Consider the following 21500-nt stretch of genomic DNA (forward strand, 5'->3'; position numbering starts at 1 on the left):
TATTTTCATGATTCAATTCGTCGTAGGTGCAGCTGCTGGCTATATTTTTGGTACTAAAGCAGGGCGACGCAGATATGAACAAATCAAGAAGGGCTATCACACAGCCGTTAATTCCCCTATTACTAAAAAGGCAGTGACCACCACTCGTCGGGTGATTGCTAATAAAATTGATCCACAGCCACGGATGAAGGAAGTAAAAAACATTAGGACTAAAGATAATTCCACTATTTTGGAACCAGATCACGACTAATACAAAAGCTCTTGGCTACCGCGATCTCAACACAATCGACGGTGACCAAGAGCTTTTTGTCGCACTAGACAAGCCGCACGACGCAAGACAGCGGAAATAAATTATGCCGCTACCTGGTTATTTACCTTTTTTGCAGCTTTATCTGCGATAACAGCTGCCCAGATGATTCCACCTATCGCTAAGACATAAGAGATAGCTCCGGTGGTCAAAGAAACAAATGGAACATCCTGCACAAAAAATGCTGAAATGAGTAGCACTGCGGTGAGGGCAATAACGAGCATTCCTGTCACTTTCAAGATAGGTGCGGCTTCTTTATGACCCTGCAGCCACGCTGCATCAGATTTTTTGGTTTGTGTTGTCCGTAGTCCCATTATTGAATTGCGATATAGTTTTCCCGAGGTAGCTGTATTAGGAATACTTAAGCACAATGTGCTCAATAGAATCAGTCCCACAGCAGCGATGAATACAGCAGCAATCTGCATGGTTTTTCCTTCCTTATTGTGAACGTCCCTGCTCTTTTATTGTAAATAACCGCGGTGACCTCGTAGTCCTTCGTGATGAAAGATTCATCGAACCTTTACTTTTTTTAACTTCGCCCCTTCTTGCGCCATATTGTGCTTAGTAACGTCGGCTGCCGCTGTTAGGATAGTTAATCACTTCGTGTTTTTACTACTTGTAAGAAAAGAGCTCATGTCTAGTCTTAATGATCTCCTTGGGGATCGGATTCTCCTCGATGTTAGCGCTGATAGCTGGCAAGAATCCATAAGCATTGCAGGTGAATTATTAGAGCGCAGCAATAGTATTACTGCCGCCTATACTCAGGCAATGATTGATAATGTCACTGAGAATGGTCCTTATATTGTCATTGCTCCTGGTATTGCTTTTGCTCATGCCCGCAGCTCTGACGCTGTTATACGCAGTTGTCTTTCTTTTGTGCGGCTGCGTACCCCCATCACGTTTGGGCACCCCAAAAATGATCCAGTGCATATAGTTTTTGCTTTGGCAGCAGCTGATTCTCACGCACATATCGACGCTATGCGCAGCCTTGCTACCCTCTTGTCCACCAAGAGCACTCGCCAAGCACTCAGCCAAGCGCAGACCCCGGAGCAGATTGCAGAGATACTTGCTGGTGGTGCCCAACCAAACACAACGAGCACAACGAGCGCAACGAGCGCAGTGAAGAAGGCTCAGGCGAACGTCGAAAAGCAAGAAAGCACTGGTCACGTTTTGACCGTGTGCGGCAATGGATTAGGTACTTCGCTTTTCCTCAAAAGCACCCTCGAACAGGTACTAGAGCGTTGGGGCTGGTCAAGCTATGTTTCGGTGGAGGCGACAGACACAATTTCTGCAAAGGGAAAAGCCCAGTCGGCTGATTTTGTTCTCACGTCCGACGCTATCGCGCGCACCTTGGGCGAGATTGGCATACCGGTGTATGTTATTGAGAATTTTTCTTCCCCACAAGAAGTAGATCATGTGCTTCGTACCATCTATGACCTTGGAGAATAACCTATGCAGATTCTAGAGTTTCTTGTTAATGAGATTTTGTCAGTGCCCGCATTTCTCATTGGTATCATCACCGCAGTCGGATTGTTTGCGCTACGACGCAGTGTTGGTGATGTCATTGGTGCTGCCTTAAAAGCTGTGCTGGGTTTCATGCTCATTGGTGCAGGCGCTGGTGTAGTATCGGGCGCACTCGAACCATTGGGGGCAATGATTAATGCGGCTACCGGTGCACAAGGTGTTATTCCCACCAATGAGGCAATCGCAGGAATTGCGCAAGCAGAATATGGCTCTCAAGTAGCCTGGCTGTTGATATTAGGTTTTGGACTTAGCCTAGTCATTGCGCGTTTTACCAGCCTGAGGTATGTGTTTCTCACTGGTCACCATGCCTTATTCATGGCAACAATGCTGACCATTATCCTTGACACCGCAGGGTATAACAGTGTGACTGTGATTCTTGTCGGCGCTATTGTGCTTGCCATTATGATGGTTTCTTTGCCGGCACTATCCCAGCGATGGACCCGCACAATCACTGGTGATGATTCCATCGCAATGGGGCATTTTGGTACCTTGGGCTATGTTAGCTCGGCGTGCGTTGGCAGCGCACTGAATAAAATAGCTCGCCCCTCCCCTTCCACAGAGGATCTGCAACTGCCTTCTGGGTTAAAGTTCTTGCGTGATTCTATGGTCACTACTGCGCTTTCGATGGCACTGATGTATGTGATCATTGCGGCAATAGCACTGCCACGACTAGGCAACACGGATGCCTTTGCCATTTTTGAGCAAGAGGCCAGTTCAGTGGGTAATTACTTTATGCAGTCTGTCACCCAAGGGCTCACCTTTGGTGTTGGTGTTGCCATTATTCTTTTCGGGGTGCGTACAGTGTTGGGTGAACTGATTCCCGCATTCCAAGGCATTGCCGATAAGGTAGTTCCTGGTGCGATTCCTGCTCTTGATTGTCCGATCGTGTTCCCTTATGCACAAAACGCAGTGCTGATTGGGTTCTTTGCTTCATTCTTAGGCGGACTGCTTGGCTTGGCTGTGCTTTCTGCATGGTTATCACCCGCATTCGGTGTGGCTCTTATTTTGCCTGGTCTTGTGCCACATTTCTTTACCGGTGGTGCGGCTGGTGTGTATGGTAATGCCACTGGTGGGCGTCGGGGAGCATTTTTTGGCGCGCTGACTAATGGACTCATCATCACATTCTTACCTGCGTTTTTGATGTCTGTTTTGGGTAAGTTCAGCTCAAACACCACCACTTTTGGCGACGCCGACTTTGGTTGGTTGGGCTTGCTCATCGGATACAGCACTCACGCCGGACAGGCTGTGGGACTGATTCTCATTCTGCTCATTGGTGTTGGGGTGCTGGGGTTGGCTCTGCTTGCGCAGAAAAATCTTGCACCGCTAGCTGCTCAAGAAACACCTAAGGTATCTGCTTCTAGGCAACAGCATGATTATCCCAAAATTCCGCGCCCGCATGGGGCTCCTATTCCACCAGCCCATATTGAGTATGAGTAGTGGCCCAAGGAGCGCCTTAGCTACCAAAAGCTAAGTCCAATAGCTCCCGACGACGCTGCTCTAATTCCACAAGTTCGGCAAATAACGCATTGTAAGTGCGCTCATCTTCTGATGGGCGCATTCTTTGCATTTTGCCCTTGAGCAGGGCAATTTGGTTGCCGATCTGTTGCTCTTGCAATCTAGCCAATGTGGTGTCGATGTGTGGCAAGAAATCTTCTTCAGTAACGTGGAATGCTTCTACTGCAAGTTCAGATACTAATGATTTTCCTACGAGATCGAGCATATGATCGCTTACCGAGGAAATCCATTGCGCCCCTGATTGCTGCGCACTGCACCCACCAGCAGAATCAATTGCTTTTTTGAGCGCTCGGTATGTCTCATGGGTAAATACTTGTGGGGCGAGGTCGTCGAATCGCTTTCCCACAGCCTCAGGGTATTGCAGGGCAATTTTCAGACATTCGCGCTGTGTCCAAAGCCGCGGATCTTTGGGGTTGGGCAAAGATAGCACTGAGTCAGGTTGAGCGGCAGGGGCAGCATTATGAAAACGCTGTGCTTTGCGCTGTGGTGTACGGGGTTTGCGTGCTTGTGCTCGTACTTGCTGCACTACCTCATGCGGGTCTTGCCAACCAATCCACCCAGCTAATAGCCTGGCGTATTCATCTTGAAGTGGTTTGTCTTTGATACTTGCGACCACTGGAACTGTGCGACGCAGTGCTTGTAAGCGCCCTTCCACAGAATCAAGAGAGTATTGGGCAATGAGGGTTTGGAGTGCGAACTCCACCATGGGAACCCTTGAGGCGATAAGTTCGCGCACAGCACTATCACCACGTTGCAGACGCAGGTCACAAGGATCCATTCCTTCTGGTGCCACTGAAACAAAGGATTGCCCAGTAAATTTTTGATCCCCCTCAAAAGCACGCATAGCTGCTTTTTGTCCAGCTTCATCGCCGTCGAAAGTATAGATGAGTTCCCCGCGGAAGAAGTTATCGTCAAGCATGAGCCTACGGATCATTTGCAGGTGATCATCGCCAAAAGCAGTACCACAGGCTGCTACTGCTGTGGTAATCCCTGCTGCGTGCATGGCCATCACATCGGTATAGCCCTCGACGACTACCGCCTGGTGTCTGGTAGCAATATCACGCTTTGCCACATCAAGGCCAAAGAGTACCTTTGATTTTTTATACAAGAGCGTTTCCGGGGTATTCATGTATTTACCGAGGTTATCGTCGTCGAAAAGTTTTCTGGCGCCGAATCCGATTACATCACCCGATATGTTTTTAATCGGCCAGAGTAGTCTGCGATGAAAACGATCAATGGGCCCGAGTTTACCCATGCGCGATAAACCAGCAGCCTCTAGTTCCTGGAAACTAAAGCCTTGACGAAGTAACTGCTTGGTGAGAGTATCCCAGCCCTCGGGGGCATAACCGCACTCAAAGGAATAGATGAGTTCTTTAGAAAACCCACGGTTGAGTAAGAAATTACGTGCAGTGGCTGCCTGAGGTGTTTCTAATTGTTCTCGGTAAAACTTATGTGCTGCTCGGTTAGCTTCAATGAGGCGTTTACGGGTTCCAGGTTCTTCTCTGCGGGCACCAGTGGAACCACCCTCATAGTTAATTCGGTACCCAATTTTGTCTGCGCATATTTCCACTGCCTCCGGGAAAGAAACGTGCTCCATTTCCATGAGGAAAGCAAACACATCTCCGCCTTTTCCAGTGGAAAAACAGTGGTAGTAGCCGTGTTGCGGACGCACGAAGAAAGAAGGGGTGTTTTCGTCCTTGAATGGGCTAAGCCCGCGCAACGAATCAGCACCGGCAGGCTTGAGCTGCACATACTCACCGACGACGTCCTCTAGGCTAATTCTCTCTCGAATTGCCTGCACATCAGATGCCGGTATTTTTCCTTTTCTCATATGTCTGCTCAACCTCCTTTCACCGCAGATGCCACCCTGGGCACCGCTACTACCTCACATATCCCACGTATCCCAGGCGCGTGCCGTGGATTATTCCACAGTAACTGCCTTAGCTAAATTGCGTGGCTGATCCACATCCAAGCCTTTAGCCGCAGCAACGGCACAAGCAAAAATCTGCAATGGCACAGTAGCAAGCAAAGGCTGCAACAGTGTTGGGGCTTGAGGAATCCGAATCACATGGTTAGCGTAAGCGTCTACGACTTCATCGCCTTCCTCAGCGATCACAATGGTAATCGCACCACGTGCCCGAATCTCTTGGATATTAGACACTACCTTTGCGTGCAAAGAATTACGCCCTTTTGCAGAAGGGACAATCACAAACACGGGTTGTCCTTCTTCGATCAAGGCAATCGGACCATGTTTGAGCTCACCAGCAGCAAAACCTTCTGCGTGGAGGTAGGCAATTTCTTTGAGCTTCAGGGCACCTTCGAGTGCTACTGGGAAACCAACATGGCGACCAAGGAAAATCACCGAGTTGGCATTTTGCATATTCTTGCCCAGGGTTTCAATACTTGCTTTAGCATCAATAACTTGCTGAATTTTATCTGGCATGGCTTTGAGCTCACGCACAATAAGCTCAATCTCATCAGCAAACATATTGCCACGCAATTGTGCTAAATACAGACCCAGCAGATAGGATGCTGTGATTTGCGCCAAGAATGCTTTGGTCGAGGCCACTGCAATCTCTGGGCCAGCATGGGTGTATAGGTTTGCGTCTGCCTCGCGTGGAATAGAGGAACCACGGGTGTTGCAGATGGCGAGTACCTTTGCGCCTTGTTCTTTAGCGTGGCGCACTGCCATGAGCGTGTCCATCGTCTCACCAGATTGAGATAACGCAACCACCAGGGTTTTCTCATTCACAATGGGGTCGCGGTAACGGAACTCATGCGCGAGCTCTACTTCAGTAGGGATACGACACCAATGCTCAATGGCGTAGCGTGCCACTTGACCAGCATAAGCAGCTGTACCACAGGCAATAACAATGATTTTGTCTATACTGCGTAGCACTGCCTCATCAATGTGGAGTTCGTCGAGAGTGAGCTTGTTATTCTCATCAAAACGCCCCATGAGGGTTTCGCGCACGGCAGTGGGTTGGTCATGAATCTCTTTGACCATGAAGAAGTCATAGCCGCCTTTTTCAGCAGCAGAAATATCCCACTCCACCACAAATTTCTTGCCCTCATCAGGGTTATTGTCAAAATCAGTAATGTCATAACCTTGTGCGGTAAGCGTAATCACTCGGTTATCTGTCAGCTCGACGACGTCTTTCGTGTATTCAATAAAACCACTGACATCAGAACTCAGGAAGAACTCCCCCTCGCCTACACCAACCAGCAAGGGTGAACCAGAGCGCGATGCCACAATACGATCCGGGCATTGCTTATGAATAGCCAGAAGGGTAAACGCCCCCTCCAAACGCTTACTGGTCAGGCGCATGGCATGGCTTAAATCGCCTTGAGCCTGCGCGTCGTGAGCAAAAATATCAGCTAAGAGCGTAGCTGCTACCTCTGTGTCTGTTTCAGAAACAAAGTTATAGCCTTTATCAGTGAGCTCTTTTTTTAACTCAGCATAGTTTTCAATAATGCCATTGTGGACAACAGCAACCTGACCATCGGCAACAATATGCGGATGCGCATTAGTATCACTGGGCGCACCATGAGTTGCCCAACGCGTATGCCCAATGCCAACCTGAGCACTGCCTAGTGGTGATTGGGTGATAGCGTCTTCTAAAACCGCAACTTTTCCAGTTTTTTTACAAAAAGCAATGCCCTTTTCAGAGGCAACGGCAATACCTGCGGAATCATAACCGCGATATTCCAAACGTTTAAGCCCCTGTAAAACAACATCTGAAGCTGTATATTCTGCAGCTGATTGCGAAGAGCCTACATATCCAACAATTCCACACATAGTGTCGCATTCTACTCCAAATATGCCTCTAGTGGGGCACGGCTTGGGGCTGCCAAAAGGTTCTACTAGCGTTCCAGGAACAACTATGCCACCATAGCACTATGAGTGGACAATCACGGTCACCCAAAACTACCTCAAAATTGATTGCCGGTGCTGGCACCACTGCACTCGCATTAGCCGGCATCTGGTTTGGCATTTCGCACAATAATTCCACCGATAATTCCACTAACGACGCTCATGCAACCAGCACAAAAAGCGCACGCCTACCCGCTGGTGCTACGCAATCCGCTAAGGCGGGTCGCGCAACACTCAAAAACTGTGAGCTGGATACTTTACCGGCAGAGGCCGAGGAAGTCGTAGCCGATATTTTGCAGGGTGGTCCCTATGAGTTTCCAGAGACTGATGGTTCTCACTTTGGCAACTATGAGCGCAAACTCCCCCGCCAAAGCAGTAGTTACTACCGCGAATATACCGTGGAAACCCCAGGTCTTGGGCACCGAGGAGAGAAAAGGATTGTCACAGGTGGCGGCACAGAAACCGACCCCGAGGTATGGTACTACACTGAGGATCATTACGAGAGTTTTTGCGCCATACCTGACGCTGAGGACTAACGCTGCGACTCTAGCGTGGCAACAAAGGACTATCCCAGGAAACCCGACCACTGTGCCGCCTGAGCAGCTACCCGCTCCAAACGCGATTCTGTCATTGACGCAATTTGATCAATAATGACTCGCTCACGTTGTGCAGCAGTATCAGCCTGCTCCCACCACAGGCGAAAGAGAGGGTCAAGAGTACCAGCGCCACCTGCGGAAAAATAATCGTAGACTCTAAAAATACGGTCGCGCTGCCGATCTTGACGCGCTAAATGCGCAGGCTGATCCATCACATAGAGCACCGCAATGGTTTTGAGCAACGTCACCTCAGCCCATACCTGTTCAGGAATAACTACCGTGCCATACATTCGCCCCAATGGCTGCCCTTGAGCTGCTTCTTGGGTAGCGCTTACTACTGCTCCTACATATCTGCCCACCAACTGCGAAGTCATTGCTTTGAGCTGAGTGTAGTCACGCAACCTACCGTGGAATTCTGCGGCACTGGCTACTACGTCAAGATCGCGCAGGCGATCCGCGGCGTCGATAAGCTGCTCTGGTTCACCGCCAAAAGCTCGTGCCCCTTTATGCGCCAATGCAGCTAATTCGACGAAGTCCCACAGCACACTTAATGTGATTCTGCCAGCAATAATGCCATCTTCTACATCGTGGACGCTATACGCAATGTCATCACTAAAATCCATGACCTGAGCCTCTGCACAAGGACGGTCATCAGTATGCCCCTGGCGTATCCACGTAAGAATGTCACGGTCTTCGTCATAGCAACCATATTTTTTATTGATACTGCCATCGGTATTGGTTTTGGTGCGCGGATATTTACAGGCAGCGTCGAGAGCTGCGCGGGTGAGATTAAGCCCAAAAGAAGTATCGCTCTCGTCAAGAATCTTTGGCTCTAGGCGAGTTAAAATCCGCAGCGTTTGCGCATTTCCCTCAAAACCACCACAGTCTTGTGCGACCTGGTCGAGCGCACGCTCACCATTATGCCCATACGGTGGATGCCCAATGTCGTGAGTAAGACCAGCCATCTCGCATAAATCAGCATTTAAGCCCAACCCGCTACCGATGCCACGCGCTATTTGTGCCACTTCAAGAGAATGAGTAAGCCGAGTACGCGGCGTATCACCAATCCCAGGTGCCACTACCTGTGTTTTATCAGCTAAACGACGCAGCGCCGCAGAATGCAACACCCGCGCACGATCACGCGCAAAAGGGTGACGGGTGTCAGTGTGCGCAATGAGCACACTTCCCTTTTCCCCTTCTGAATACCGGCGCTGACAATCCTGATCAATGTAGTGGTAGCTCACCCTTGACGATTCTAGACGATTCTCGTGCCTCGCCCAGCAATCCAGCGTCGATAGACTGCAACCAGGGCGAATATATTAACCACAAGCCACATCACACCATAAATAATCGACCGAGCACTCGGATTATTGACTTTCAGTTCCCAACCAAAAGACAACACAATGAGCACAGCAAAAGTAACCAACGCGCATAATGCCACAGGCCTACGTGCAGTAATAACAACACAACCCAAAAACGCCACCACAAAGCCACAACCAGTACCAACAATAAACCACATTGCCGCCTCTACAACCGGAGTAAAGCTAGCACCAACACCTAAGAGCACATCCGTACCAGTTTCGATTGCTAACGCTGCCCCAGTACACACAGCCCCAAGCATAATGCTCACAAACGCGCCTGCATCAGCAAAAACCAAAGCAGCACAAAAACCAATCCATAACCACAACCACGGAAAAGCAACCAAAGAAATGAGAAAATCAGAACTAATCTTCGCTTCAAGAGAAGAAAGAAAAGGTAAAACTACTAAGAAACAAAGGATATAGGATATATGCGTATGTAATTTTCCATAATTGCGGTGGTTGCGCATACTGTAATCCCTTCATAGACGCCCGACAAGCTCAGTATCACCGCCATAGGAAAGACTGTCAAAAGATATTTAAGCTATCCACCTAGCTGCACATTTCATCATGACGCGAAACAACACTCATCACATACCACCTGAGTCAACTAACGCAAAAACTCCCCGCCAGCTAAGAATCATGTACTGATCCAACCAGCGGGGAGCTTTCAACTCTTAAGCAAGAATTACGCTGCGCGCAGATGTCCGCCAGTAGTAACTTTAGGACGGTCTTTCTTCGCCACAGTCTTAGCCTGCTTAGCGACGTTATCCTTCACGCTTTCAGAAATAACGGTCTTAGGTGCAGGCTTAGATTCTGGTTTAGAATCGGCAGGTTCGTCCTGCTCAGGCTCTACAACGGTGGTAACAACCTCACCCTGCTCAACCTCTGTGTCTGTGTCAGGCACAGTTGGTGGAACAACAGGCTTAACCGGTTCCTCACGTTCTTCAGGACACTCAGCTGGCTTCACAGGTTTCTCCTGCTCAGGTTCCTGTGGTTCTTCAGAAGGAGTAGGTTCCTGAGTTTCCTCACTTGGAGTTGGTTCCTCAGACTCCCGTGGTTCCTCAGTTTCCTTGGAAGGCTTAGCAGGTTCAACCTCCTCTTCGTCAGAAGGCGTAGGTTCTTCAGATTCCTGTGGCTCGTCAGAAGGAGTTGGTTCCTCAGACTCTACAGGCTCCTCACTAGGTGGCACCTCAGTCTCTTCATCAGGACAAAGAGTAATATGCTGGAAACCCTGATCACAATTATCCTCAGCACCATATAGTGCGCCATAATAATTCACCGCAGGATTCAAGTGAAGATTAAACGTATTTACATACTTCTCATATCTATCACCACCAGCCTCGATATCGTTACCAATCATGTCAAAACGATTCGTATTACGAGTAACTGCACAGGTTCCCACACTTGTTAAACCATGGCGAGTACCCTGATCAGCATACAAAGCAGCAATCTTCTCATTCTCTAGGGCGATTTCTTTATTACGCTGAACAATCTCTGCTTTACGAGCTGAAGACGCAGACTCATCCTCATGAATCATCGGAATAGACGCAGGAGGCAACTCATTAGTAAGCCCCCAGTGATAACTTTTCAGACTCTGACACCCCTCCTCAGCGCTACCAAACACATCTTGGCTAGAGCATTTCCACATCACATTATCAACGCGAATCGGAATATAGGTATCTTCACCAACAGCCTCCACAGTACCGGTGACCTCAAAAGTATAGACACCACCCACACTGCCCAAACTAATCTGGTAGAAATTCCACTCAGGCTGATACGAAAAAGACGAAGGATTCACACCACGAGGCTGCCCTAACTTCTCTGATTCCTCGGCAGTAAACTTATAAAACGGAGTAATACCATACGTAGCATCACGCTCAACATTAGATAAATCTAATTCAGAACTATCCTTGATAGGAACCTGATAATCAACCATACGCACAGGCATAAAACTCGTATAAAGATCTATATCTTCGTTAGGCTTAACAGGCATATGCGTCAATTTGATAGACACGTCTTTGACCGTAGATGGGATCATGATCTGTGCATTCTTCGAGGTTTGGATTTGATCCTCACCCATCGCCAATGGCGCTACCTGCACTTGCCAGGTAACCTGTGTTTCATCCCCCACTTGCTTCACACAGGTAGAACCCGTATCACAGTTCACACCACCCCAAAAACCATGAACATTATCAGCACCACCGGCTAATACCGAGGGGGGGGGGATAGAAAACCCGCACCAAGCACACCAACGGCAACCACAGCCGCAGCACGCTTAGCAAAACGATTCAACAACATTATTTCCTCTATTCTCCTAGGAAAAAGAACAAAAAAAGCACTTTCCAAGCCATCCCAGCCATAACATACAAAGCTGAGAAAAACCTAAAAGCATTTCTCATCATAACCCAAGACATGAAGAAAGTCCTAGCACCAACTGGCACTAGGACTCCACAGAAGAACAGGCGGTGACAGGCAAGCAAACAGACAAACAGGGCAAGGAAGTTACTTAAGCGATTTCTGTATCTACATCGTGCTCAATAGATGGAGCAGATTTTCGTCCTAAAAACTGACTCAGCCCAATGAGAAACGTCGCAATAGCTATTGCAGTCCAAACGATGACAGAGAACGCGTATCCCACACGATCTGCACTATATCCACCCAAGATTGCTCCTAGTGGAACCACCGCCATAACAAACGTTCGCATTGAAGAAAGTCCCACGCCGATTTTCCCTTGAGGCAGCTGGCTAACAAAGTAGTTCATTGCGGAGACGTTGATGAACGTGGCTGCTATCGACCACAGTGCGCCCGAAATTGCCGTGAAAATGAATGCTGGCGCGTCACAAATAACCACGAACAGAAAAAACAGTGCTGAGAGCACCTGACCAAAAGTTGCTAGCGTAATCATTTTTGCGAAATCGAAACGGTCAATGAGTCGTACTACCAACACTGATGCAAAAAGAGCTGCAAGGGCGTCGATTATGTTCAGGGTTGAAAAGCCCGACGGATTCATTCCTACTTCCCGCAGCAAGAACAGCGATTGTGGAGAGTCGATAAAGGCCAATCCAAGGTTTCCTGCGGCAATGAGTAGTACCGGTATCAGACGTTCCTTACTCTGTGCAATGAATAAGAAGCCGCTAAGAAGCGTTCCTTTACCGTCAGTGTCCTCTAGCTGGCTAGAGCTTTCGTCAATGTTGGTATCGCTAACATTCTGAACCATTCTTCTTACCGGGAATGCAATCATTGCTAGGGCACACATCGCGAGTGCTGCTGCCCCAATATATCCTTCCCTATAGAATTCCCCTGCTGCAATCAGTGCTACCACACCAGGGGCAGCAATACCGATCATCTTGTCTGCAGATTCAAGCTGGGCAACCAGCTTGGAATTTCCCACAATTTTTTGGATTGATACCGCTGTAATTATTTGAGAGTTGTCGATGAAAATACCGACAAACGATTGAAGAACCTGAAGAACCAGAATGGTCCAAAATGACAATCCTCCAGACAAATAAAGAAAAGCAAATGCCGTGAGGAGAGCAGCCTTAACCGTCAAGGCGTAAATCAATACCTTAATCGGGTCTAAAGAGTCGACCAACTTCCCAATGGGTACAGCGGAAACTAAGTACAAGACAATCGAGAGAGAACTCAGAAATCCCAGCTCCGTACCCGTGAATCCAAGCTGATTTACTACGACAAGTTGCGTTATTAGATCTACAGTGCGTCCGGCGAAAGCGTCGAACATATTGGAACTGGCATAGTATCGTTCAATACGTCTCATACTTTTCCTCGCTGATCAATCGTGACTGTAACTCAAAACGCCCGTTAGGGCATGCAATAAACGTAGCAAAGCGCGGTTGGCTAAAGACTTTTCTCTTGAATCTAACCTAGTTGGAAAGCTCCCATCAGAACCTAAGAAACACAGAAAAGTCCTAGCACTGGTTAGTGCCAGGACTTTTAGTTTTCTAAGGAACAGGATTACGCTGCGCGCAAGTGACCACCAGTAGTAACTTTAGGACGGTCTTTCTTCGCAACAGTCTTAGCCTGCTTAGCGACGTTATCCTTCACACTTTCAGAAATAACGGTCTTAGACTCAGGGTTAGATTCTGGCTTAGAATCGGCAGGTTTATCCTGCTCAGGTTGAGCAGGTTTGCCTTCAGGTTCAACAATGGTAGTGACAACCTCAGAATCAGTGTCCGCGTCAGGAGGTGTCGACGAAACAACAGAAACCTTAGGCTCCTCACGCTCCTCAGGACGCTCACCAGGCTTCACAGGCTTATTTTCCTCAGATTCCTGTGGCTCCTCGCTAGAAGTTGGTTCTTCAGTTTCCTTAGAAGGCTTAGCAGGCTCAACCTCCTCCTCAGAAGGCGTAGACTCTTCAGATTCCTGTGGCTCGTCAGAAGGCGTTGGTTCCTCAGACTCTACAGGCTCCTCACTAGGTGGAACCTCAGTCTCCTCATCAGGACAAAGAGTAATATGCTGGAAACCCTGATCACAGTTATCCTCACGACCAAGCAGTGAACCATAATAATCCAGCCCAGGATTCAAGCGAAGATTAAACGTATTCACATATTTCTGATAGCGAGCACTACGATCAGGATAAAGATCAACACTAATCGTATCAAAGCGATCCGTATTCAGCGTTGGCACACATGTATCGGCATAATACAGACCATGTTCAGTCCCTCTATTCTTATACACATTAACAATCTCTTCATGGGTATATTCAGACTGCTCTTTCGTCATCACAGGAGGTAATTCACCGCTTTGAGCCCAATCATAATTACTCTTCAGCGGTGCACACCCTTCCTCAGCACTACCAAATTGATCTTCGGAAGAACATTTCCATATCAGATTGTCAACACGAATTGGCACATACGTATCCTCACCAACAGCCTCTACAGTACCGGTGACCTCAAAAGTATAAACACCAGCATCATTCCCCAAATTAATCTGGTAAAAATTCCACTCAGGCTGATCAGCAAAAGACGAAAGCTCAACACCCCAAGGCTGCCCTAACTTCTCTGATTCCTCAGCAGTAAACTTATAAAACGGAGTAATACCATACGTAGCATCACGCTCAACATTAGATAAATCTAATTCAGAACTATCCTTAATGGGAACCTCATAATCCACTTCCTGTGCAGGAGCAGACTTTAACTCAGCAATAACTTCCCCATCATCTTCAAGAGCCCCTCCTACAGTATTGCCCTGAATATCTTTCCCATAGGTCTTATTAGGATCCTCCCCCTTGGACTCATCACCATACTCAGGACGCGTAGGCATATGAGTTAAACGAATAGAATTCACATCAACCGTTGCAGGCACCATAATCTGCGCGCTCTTCGAGGTCTGTATATGCTCCTCAGATTGTACTAATGGTGCTACCTGTACTTGCCAGGTAACTTCTGCTTTATCACCAATTTTTTTCACACAGGTAGTACCGGTATCGCAGTTCGCACCACCCCAATAACCATGAACATTATCACCGCCGCCACCGGCTAATACCGAGGGGGGGGGGCTAGAAAACCCGCACCAAGCACACCAACGGCAACCACAGCCGCAGCACGCTTAGCAAAACGATTCAACAACATTATTTCCTCTATTCTCCTAGGAAAAAGAACAAAAAACACTTTCCAGATTCCCTCAAAACAAAGCTGAGAAAAACCTAAAAGCACACTCATCATAACCACAAATTCACTCAATACACCACAACAAGCAGATACCACACCCCTCAACCAACCTCATACCCCCAAAATCACTATGATGAACACTATGCCAACGGTTTTTTCTTCAACGTCATCATCAGGTTTCTTCGCTAAAGCTGCCCGCCTTAGCTGCGTCGCGGGGATAAGCGCTGTGGGTATTACTGCCACCCCACTCTATGCCAGTGCCACCACGCCTTCCACGCACCTGACTTACCTGGCTGAAGCACCAGCATCGTATCCGCAGTCGCTTACCGACGCAGATAATGTGCTCAGTGAAGAAGAAAAAACACGCATTACCCAGACCATCACTGATGTTGAGCAGGAACTAGGCGCTCGGATTGTCGTCGTTATTGCAAAAAACTTTGATGGCACTAATCCTACGGTGTGGAGCTCACAAGTATTGAGCAAAAACGGTGGCACACAATCAAATACCGCAGTGTATGCCTTGAGCATGGAGGAACGTAAATTTGCGGTTCAGGTTGGCGAGAATTGGCGTGGCGGCAGCGTCGATAGCCTCTATGAAAACAGTATTGCGGTACTCCAAAATGATGCCACTGCGGTCGGCGCATCTATCGATGCTTTCCTCACCGCAGCCCGAGATACTTCCACATATATACCAAGCACAGAAACGAATACCAGCGCAAACAGTGGTAACAGTGCGCTCTGGCTCGGGGCAGGAGTGGGCAGTATAGCTCTTGTCGGTGGTGGCGCATGGGCGTACAGCCGAAGCAGGCGCAAAGAAACACACCAGCAAAACCTCGAGGCTGGGCGCGCAATTGCACCGCATAAAACCGAGGAACTAGAACAGCTGCCGCTAGAAACCTTGCATACTTTGGCAGAAGAGGAATTGGTTTCCACCGATGAGTCAATCCGCAATGCAAAACAAGAACTAGAGCTTGCTCAGGCAGAGTTTGGTGCAGAACGTATCCGTACTTTTACTCGCGCAATGAACCACTCTACGATGACCTTGCAAAAAGCATTTTCGCTCATGGGTCAGATTAACTCCGGGCGTATCAAAGACCCAATTGAAAAACGCAGCGTCCTAGTAGAAATTGTCTCTACCTGCGGGCTTGCCGACGACGCTCTCGATAAAGAAGCAGAAAACTTTGCACAACTGCGCAATGTGCTCATCAACGCACCAGAGTTGCTCGACACAATCACCCAGAAAACTATCGAGGCGAGGGCACGCCTTAGCGCAGCACGACAAACCTTGGATACCCTCAATCAGACGTACCCAGCAGAAATTCTTGAATCCATTGTGCACAATCCTGACCTAGCTCAGGTAAGTATCGAGCAGGCCGAGAAAAACCTCGAAATGGGTAAAGCTCTTGTGGCTAAACCTGCTGGGCAACAGAGTGGTTTAGTAGCAGCGATTCGTAATGCGGAAGAAGCATTAGCACACGCTGATAATTCTTTGAGCGCCATTGAGCACGCACAAGACAATATCTTGTTGGCGAAAGAACAACTGCCTGCACTCAAAGCAGAAATCGATGAAGAAATCACCGAGGCATTACACCTGCGCGAACAAGGACAACAGCAAGGCACAGCTGCAGACTGGGCCGAACTTGACGCTATCGTCGCTGCTGCACAAGGCGCACTCGAAACAGTACGAAATAAGAAAAACGATCCGCTTGGCTCGTGGACACTACTGACCGACATTGACTCTCGTCTAGACGAACAACTCGATGTGCTACGCGAGCAAACAAGCCAGCATGAGCGTCAGCTGCGGATTTTTGACCAGCAAGCCGCAGCAGCACAAGCAGCAATCCAAGCCGCTAATGACTTCATCTCTACGCGTGGTCGTGTCATTGGTTCTCGTGCACGCACTCAGCTTGCCGACGCCCAGCAACTCTTTGCCCAAGCCCTACAAAATAGAATCACGCACACACGCACTGCTACCCAGCAAGCTCGACAAGCAGCAGAAAGTGCGAAAAGTGCATTGCGTCATGCGCGTCATGATGAGGATTCTTATCAGCGTCGCAATACTGGTGGTGGCTCCGGTACCTCTTTCCTCACTGGCATGGTGCTCGGGCAGATTCTCGGCGGAAACTCCGGCGGATTTGGCGGCGGTTTCGGCGGTGGTTTCGGTGGCGGCTCTGGTATGGGTGGTAGCTTTGGCGGCGGTAGTGGTCGCAGCGGCAGCTTCTAACCGGGTAGTTTCTCACCTCGCTGCCCACTAGCGATGCACGTAACCAGTAACCCCATCAATGAGAAAACAACCATAACTCATAAATACAAGATCGAGCATAGGAACCTGCTCCGCAGCCGCCAAAAGCCCCAACTCTAGCCCCCCACCAACCAAGGCTCGGATAGTTGCCACCGGAGTGGTTCCCACCTTAATCACACGCCTACGGTGCCAATGACTTGTACGAGACAACGTATATGCTCGATCCGCGCACTGAGCAATAAGCTCAAACACTGTTATCTTTTCTTTTTGTAGTGTAAACACCTGACCATCACGGTCTGTGGCACGCATCCGAAAACTCATCAGTGTCCCAGGTGATGTTTCAATAAGCAAACGCTGTTGCCCATACTCAAGCACGTCAGAGCGCACTCTGGCAATGAGAGTGCCCTCTGGGGTTATGAGATCGCCTTTTTCCCAGGTGAACGTCGATAAGCTCATAGGATAGCGAAAAGAATAATGACCGGTGTCAAAATTAACAGCGAAATACTCAGCACTAAACTGGTGGAATCAAGCCGCGCCTCAAGAATGTGGCGGGTGACCAAAGAAAAGAAGATCTTTTCGGAATCACTGAGCTGAGAATCTGGCTCAAACTCCGTAATGGCCTGGCGCACGCCCTTATTGCCACCGGAAAATTGGCCGAGCTTATCCTCAGCAGCATCAGCGCTGACATACACCCAATCTTGTCTAGCCTCATTAACAGCGTAACTATTCCGATCAGTACGCACCACGACCCGCTTTGACCTACTGAACTTCTTGCCTTCATCTTCCGGAACAGCCCGGTACACCCGACCATCAGGCAACGTGGCTCGAATTTCAGTATGCGTGGCACATATATGCCAATGGTGCCCTAAAACTTCTACATCAGCCTGCTCAGGAGTTGGTTGCGCAAAACTGGCCAATAGCACATCGTCATTGCTGCGCAGCTCGGCAACTTTGCTGCCAGCCACACGGGTGCGATTCCACCTGGTGTGCTCCATGATTAGCAACCAATCAACCGAGAAGCCAAATAAGCCTGCAGCTCATCAAGTGGCACGCGCTCCTGCTCCATCGTGTCACGTTCACGCACAGTCACCGCATTATCCTCAAGCGTGTCAAAATCAACCGTGACACAGAATGGCGTACCAATCTCATCTTGGCGACGATAACGGCGACCAATCGCACCAGAAGTGTCATAATCGATATTCCAAATCGCCCGCAATTGTGCCGCAAGCTCCTGCGCCTTAGCAGTCAACGGCTCCTTCTTACTCAACGGCAACACCGCAACTTTCACCGGTGCCAAACGATAATCGAGCTTTAACACCACACGCTTATCGACGCCACCCTTAGCATTAGGAGCCTCATCCTCATGATAAGCATCCACCAAAAATGCCATCATTGAACGCCCAAGACCAGCAGCAGGCTCAATAACATAAGGAATCCAACGCTCGCCCGTCTCCTGGTCGAAATAGCTCAGATCTTCCCCGGAGCCCTCGGAATGAACACGCAAATCATAATCAGTACGATTCGCAACACCCTCTAGCTCGCCCCACTTAGAGCCTTGGAACCCAAAAGCATATTCCACGTCAACAGTACGCTTTGAGTAATGAGACAATTTCTCTTTAGGGTGCTCATAAAGGCGCAGATTTTCTGGCTTAATCCCCAGGTCAATGTACCACTGGTGGCGAGCGTCAATCCAGTGCTGGTGCCATTGCTCATCTTCACCCGGCTTAACAAAAAACTCCATTTCCATCTGCTCAAACTCACGAGTACGGAAAATAAAGTTACCCGGGGTGATTTCATTCCTAAACGACTTACCGATATTGGCAATACCAAAAGGCGGCTTCATACGAGCCGAGGTCATCACATTCTTAAAATTAACGAAAATGCCTTGAGCAGTTTCTGGACGAAGATAGTGCAAACCTTCTTCGTCGTCGACTGGACCCAGGAAAGTTTTGAGCAATCCAGAAAAAGCCTTTGGTTCTGTCCACGCACCCGGCTGCCCGGTTTCTGGATCGTTAATATCTGCTAAACCATTTGCAGGAGGATGACCATGCTTTTCTTCATAAGCCTCCAAAAGATGATCCGCACGATAACGCTTGTGAGTATGCAACGACTCCACCAACGGGTCAGTAAATACCTCAACGTGACCTGAAGAAACCCATGTTTGTCGTGGCAAAATAACGGAAGTATCCACACCCACAACATCAGGGCGCGACGTAACCATTGACCTCCACCACTGACGCTTAATGTTTTCTTTTAATTCCACGCCAAGTGGACCATAATCCCAAGCAGAACGAGTACCACCGTAGATCTCACCACAGGGATACACAAGCCCACGACGCTTGCAAAGGTTTACCACAGTATCAATGACAGTATTTGTTGCCATGAGGTATAGCCAACTCCTTATTTTCTCTTGAAGTACCGCTGGCTGCGATACTCTATGTAGCTTCTCAGCACCAATGCCCACAAAGCTATCAGCTATCTGTGCTTAAGTTTAGCTAAGCGACGCTAACCCCGAAAATCGAACCGAGTGCATATGTCACCCCAGCAGCAGCAAACCCAATGAGTAGCTGTCGCATAGCTCGCTTGAGCGGAGGTTTACCAGACAAAATACCCGTAATTGCCCCCGTTATCATCAAAGAAAAACCCACCAAAACCAAAGCACATATTCCTGCCGTCGGTGCGCCAAGCCCCAAAATAAACGGAATAATGGGAATAAGAGCGCCAGTGCCAAAGCACAAAAAACTCGACACTGCTGCCGACCACGCCCCACCTGTATTAGCTGCTGTATGCGTAGCCAAGCCAATATCCACGGCAGCCATATGTTCCGCGCTATTATGCGCCGAGTTCTGCATAGTAGCCAAATGAGCAAAAACTGAATCAGCTTTTTCTTGAGCAGATTCTTCACTCATACCACGAGCACGATATACCAACGCTAATTCATTAGCATCCACATCAAGCTGCGGCACCGCTTTTGTAGTCTCTGGATGAGGCGTCGAAGCCTCCAATAATTCATTCTGGCTTTTTACTGAAATATACTCCCCCGCCCCCATCGACAATGCTCCAGAAAGCAACCCAGATATCCCCGTGATAAGCACAATATGAGAGGAAACACCACTGGCCATCACCCCCAACACCAACGCCAAATTAGACACCAAACCATCATTGGCGCCAAAAACCGCAGCACGGAAATTACCACTCATGCGCTCCCTGCCCCGGGCAGCCAAACCGCGCACCACCTCTGCATGGATGGCTTCATCAGCACGCATTTGTTCTGTGGCATCGTCGTCAGCACCATAAGGGCTGCGGGCTTCCGAGGCTTGCATCATTGCCAAAGCAAAAACCGAACCAAATCTGCGCGCCAAAAACCCCAGAAAACGCGTCGATAAGTCGGGACGGCGCGGAAACCCCACTTCATCACCCAATAATGTTCGCCAATGTTGCTCATGGCGCGCCTCAGCATCCGCAATGCTCAGCAAAATGTCTTTTTCTTCGCCCTCTTTGTGCTTTGCCAGTTCCCGATACACTGCTGCTTCGGCACGTTCATTAGCAAGATACTGTTGCCAACGTCTAATCTGCTTGGCACTAGGCTGCGACTGCGATCTTGGGTGCTCAGATCGCTTACCATCTCCCGAATAGTTATGGTTTGTATCCTGCGCACCGCTCATTTGCTAGTACCCCCAAAACGGCGATCACGCTGCGCATATTCTAATACCGCATCATAGAGATCAGCTGCTGTGTAATCTGGAAACAGTTTATTTTGATACACCATTTCCGCATACGCACTATGCCATAACAAAAAGTTCGAGGTGCGCTTTTCTCCCGAGGGGCGCAAAAACAAATCCACATCTGGCATATCCGGCTGATACAAAAACTGGGGAAAGTTCTTCTCGCTAATCGCATCCGCGCTCAGCTCACCTGCCGCCACCTGCCGAGCAATCTCACGCACGCCGTCGACGATCTCTGCTCGACCACCGTAGTTAATGCACATGGTCAGCGTCATCTTTGTGTTATGCTGCGTGAGCTGTTGGGCTTGTTCAATCTCTCGGATTACGCTGCGCCACAACCGTGGGCGTCTGCCTGCCCAACGAATCCGCACTCCCCATTCATGGAGAATATCGCGTTGCCTCCTGAGCACATCACGGTTAAACCCCATGAGGAAACGAACTTCCTCAGCAGATCTGCGCCAATTCTCCGTGGAAAAAGCATAAGCAGATAAGTAAGGCACGCCCAATTCCAAGCACGCACGCACCATCTCCAGCAGCACAGCCTCACCACGCTTGTGCCCTTCCGTACGAGCCAGACCACGTTCTTGTGCCCACCGACCATTGCCGTCCATCACAAGTGCAATATGCTGTGGTAAAAATTGGCTAGGAATATGCGGCGGCTGTGCCCTGTCAGGCTGTGTTATCTCAGGTGCATTACTCACAGCACCCTATTGTGCCAGTTTTCCTAGT

The 21500-nt window shown here is 48.9% G+C and carries 18 protein-coding genes; 5 read left to right on the forward strand and 13 right to left on the reverse strand.

The genetic code is table 11. From position 1 onward, the window contains the following. The first annotated feature begins 7 nt into the window (after positions 1–7). Positions 8–250 carry a hypothetical protein gene (locus tag FQV43_RS07350; RefSeq protein WP_144273275.1) on the forward strand — a complete coding sequence of 81 codons (243 nt, stop codon included), beginning with the start codon at positions 8–10 and terminating at the stop codon, positions 248–250. Between the two features lie 101 nt (positions 251–351). Here the strand turns inward: FQV43_RS07350 and FQV43_RS07355 are convergent, their stop codons facing one another. Further along, entirely contained in the window at positions 352–732 is a 381-nt protein-coding gene (locus tag FQV43_RS07355; RefSeq protein ID WP_144273276.1) for an SdpI family protein, read from the reverse strand. Between the two features lie 208 nt (positions 733–940). On the opposite strand from FQV43_RS07355, the gene FQV43_RS07360 reads away from it, so the two are divergent. Both FQV43_RS07360 and FQV43_RS07365 read left to right on the forward strand, forming a co-directional pair. Then, positions 941–1756: a PTS sugar transporter subunit IIA gene (locus FQV43_RS07360; RefSeq protein WP_146339758.1), complete on the forward strand. Its 816-nt coding sequence runs from the start codon at positions 941–943 to the stop codon at positions 1754–1756. A gap of 3 nt (positions 1757–1759) precedes the next feature. Next, complete coding sequence (locus FQV43_RS07365) at positions 1760–3268, forward strand: PTS ascorbate transporter subunit IIC (protein WP_146339760.1); 1509 nt, start codon at positions 1760–1762, stop codon at positions 3266–3268. A 16-nt stretch (positions 3269–3284) separates the two neighbouring features. Here FQV43_RS07365 and dnaG read toward each other — a convergent pair whose 3' ends face one another. Both dnaG and glmS read right to left on the reverse strand, forming a co-directional pair. Beyond that, entirely contained in the window at positions 3285–5177 is a 1893-nt protein-coding gene (gene dnaG / locus FQV43_RS07370) for a DNA primase (RefSeq protein ID WP_144273279.1), read from the reverse strand. Between the two features lie 90 nt (positions 5178–5267). Further along, entirely contained in the window at positions 5268–7145 is a 1878-nt protein-coding gene (gene glmS, locus FQV43_RS07375) for a glutamine--fructose-6-phosphate transaminase (isomerizing) (protein ID WP_146339762.1), read from the reverse strand. A 101-nt stretch (positions 7146–7246) separates the two neighbouring features. Here glmS and FQV43_RS07380 point away from each other — a divergent pair, with 101 nt between their 5' ends. Beyond that, a complete protein-coding gene (locus FQV43_RS07380) occupies positions 7247–7756 on the forward strand; it encodes a ribonuclease domain-containing protein (RefSeq protein ID WP_146339764.1) in 510 nt (169 codons plus the stop codon). 29 nt (positions 7757–7785) lie between these two features. Here the strand turns inward: FQV43_RS07380 and FQV43_RS07385 are convergent, their stop codons facing one another. The 5 genes from FQV43_RS07385 to FQV43_RS07405 form a co-directional block, all read right to left on the reverse strand. Then, positions 7786–9060, reverse strand: coding sequence for a deoxyguanosinetriphosphate triphosphohydrolase (locus FQV43_RS07385; protein WP_144273282.1), 1275 nt, complete (start codon positions 9058–9060; stop codon positions 7786–7788). Between the two features lie 11 nt (positions 9061–9071). Beyond that, the gene (locus FQV43_RS07390; protein WP_146339766.1) at positions 9072–9644 is read right to left on the reverse strand and encodes a hypothetical protein; all 573 of its coding nucleotides are present in this window, start codon (positions 9642–9644) and stop codon (positions 9072–9074) included. Positions 9645–9862: 218 nt separating this feature from the next. Then, positions 9863–11344 carry a hypothetical protein gene (locus FQV43_RS07395; protein ID WP_168195067.1) on the reverse strand — a complete coding sequence of 494 codons (1482 nt, stop codon included), beginning with the start codon at positions 11342–11344 and terminating at the stop codon, positions 9863–9865. A gap of 339 nt (positions 11345–11683) precedes the next feature. Then, positions 11684–12952, reverse strand: coding sequence for an MFS transporter (locus tag FQV43_RS07400; protein ID WP_144273285.1), 1269 nt, complete (start codon positions 12950–12952; stop codon positions 11684–11686). A 197-nt stretch (positions 12953–13149) separates the two neighbouring features. Further along, positions 13150–14604 carry a hypothetical protein gene (locus FQV43_RS07405; RefSeq protein WP_146339770.1) on the reverse strand — a complete coding sequence of 485 codons (1455 nt, stop codon included), beginning with the start codon at positions 14602–14604 and terminating at the stop codon, positions 13150–13152. 342 nt (positions 14605–14946) lie between these two features. Here FQV43_RS07405 and FQV43_RS07410 point away from each other — a divergent pair, with 342 nt between their 5' ends. After that, the gene (locus FQV43_RS07410) at positions 14947–17028 is read left to right on the forward strand and encodes a TPM domain-containing protein (protein WP_168195068.1); all 2082 of its coding nucleotides are present in this window, start codon (positions 14947–14949) and stop codon (positions 17026–17028) included. Between the two features lie 27 nt (positions 17029–17055). Here FQV43_RS07410 and FQV43_RS07415 read toward each other — a convergent pair whose 3' ends face one another. From FQV43_RS07415 to FQV43_RS07435, 5 genes are all read right to left on the reverse strand, one after another. After that, complete coding sequence (locus FQV43_RS07415) at positions 17056–17502, reverse strand: hypothetical protein (RefSeq protein ID WP_144273289.1); 447 nt, start codon at positions 17500–17502, stop codon at positions 17056–17058. Further along, positions 17499–18041 (reverse strand): hypothetical protein, encoded by a 543-nt coding sequence (locus FQV43_RS07420; protein WP_146339774.1) that lies wholly within the window; start codon positions 18039–18041, stop codon positions 17499–17501. Before FQV43_RS07420 ends, FQV43_RS07415 begins: the two co-directional genes overlap by 4 nt. Positions 18042–18043: 2 nt before the next feature. Then, positions 18044–19429 carry a glycine--tRNA ligase gene (locus tag FQV43_RS07425; RefSeq protein WP_144273291.1) on the reverse strand — a complete coding sequence of 462 codons (1386 nt, stop codon included), beginning with the start codon at positions 19427–19429 and terminating at the stop codon, positions 18044–18046. A gap of 112 nt (positions 19430–19541) precedes the next feature. Beyond that, complete coding sequence (locus FQV43_RS07430; protein WP_146339776.1) at positions 19542–20711, reverse strand: VIT1/CCC1 transporter family protein; 1170 nt, start codon at positions 20709–20711, stop codon at positions 19542–19544. After that, positions 20708–21472 carry an isoprenyl transferase gene (locus tag FQV43_RS07435; protein ID WP_371710878.1) on the reverse strand — a complete coding sequence of 255 codons (765 nt, stop codon included), beginning with the start codon at positions 21470–21472 and terminating at the stop codon, positions 20708–20710. The genes FQV43_RS07430 and FQV43_RS07435 overlap by 4 nt, the downstream gene beginning before the upstream one ends. Positions 21473–21500 lie beyond the last annotated feature (28 nt).

Origin of the sequence: Corynebacterium sp. sy039 (genome assembly GCF_007904105.1) — a bacterium.
Classification (GTDB): Bacteria; Actinomycetota; Actinomycetes; order Mycobacteriales; family Mycobacteriaceae; genus Corynebacterium.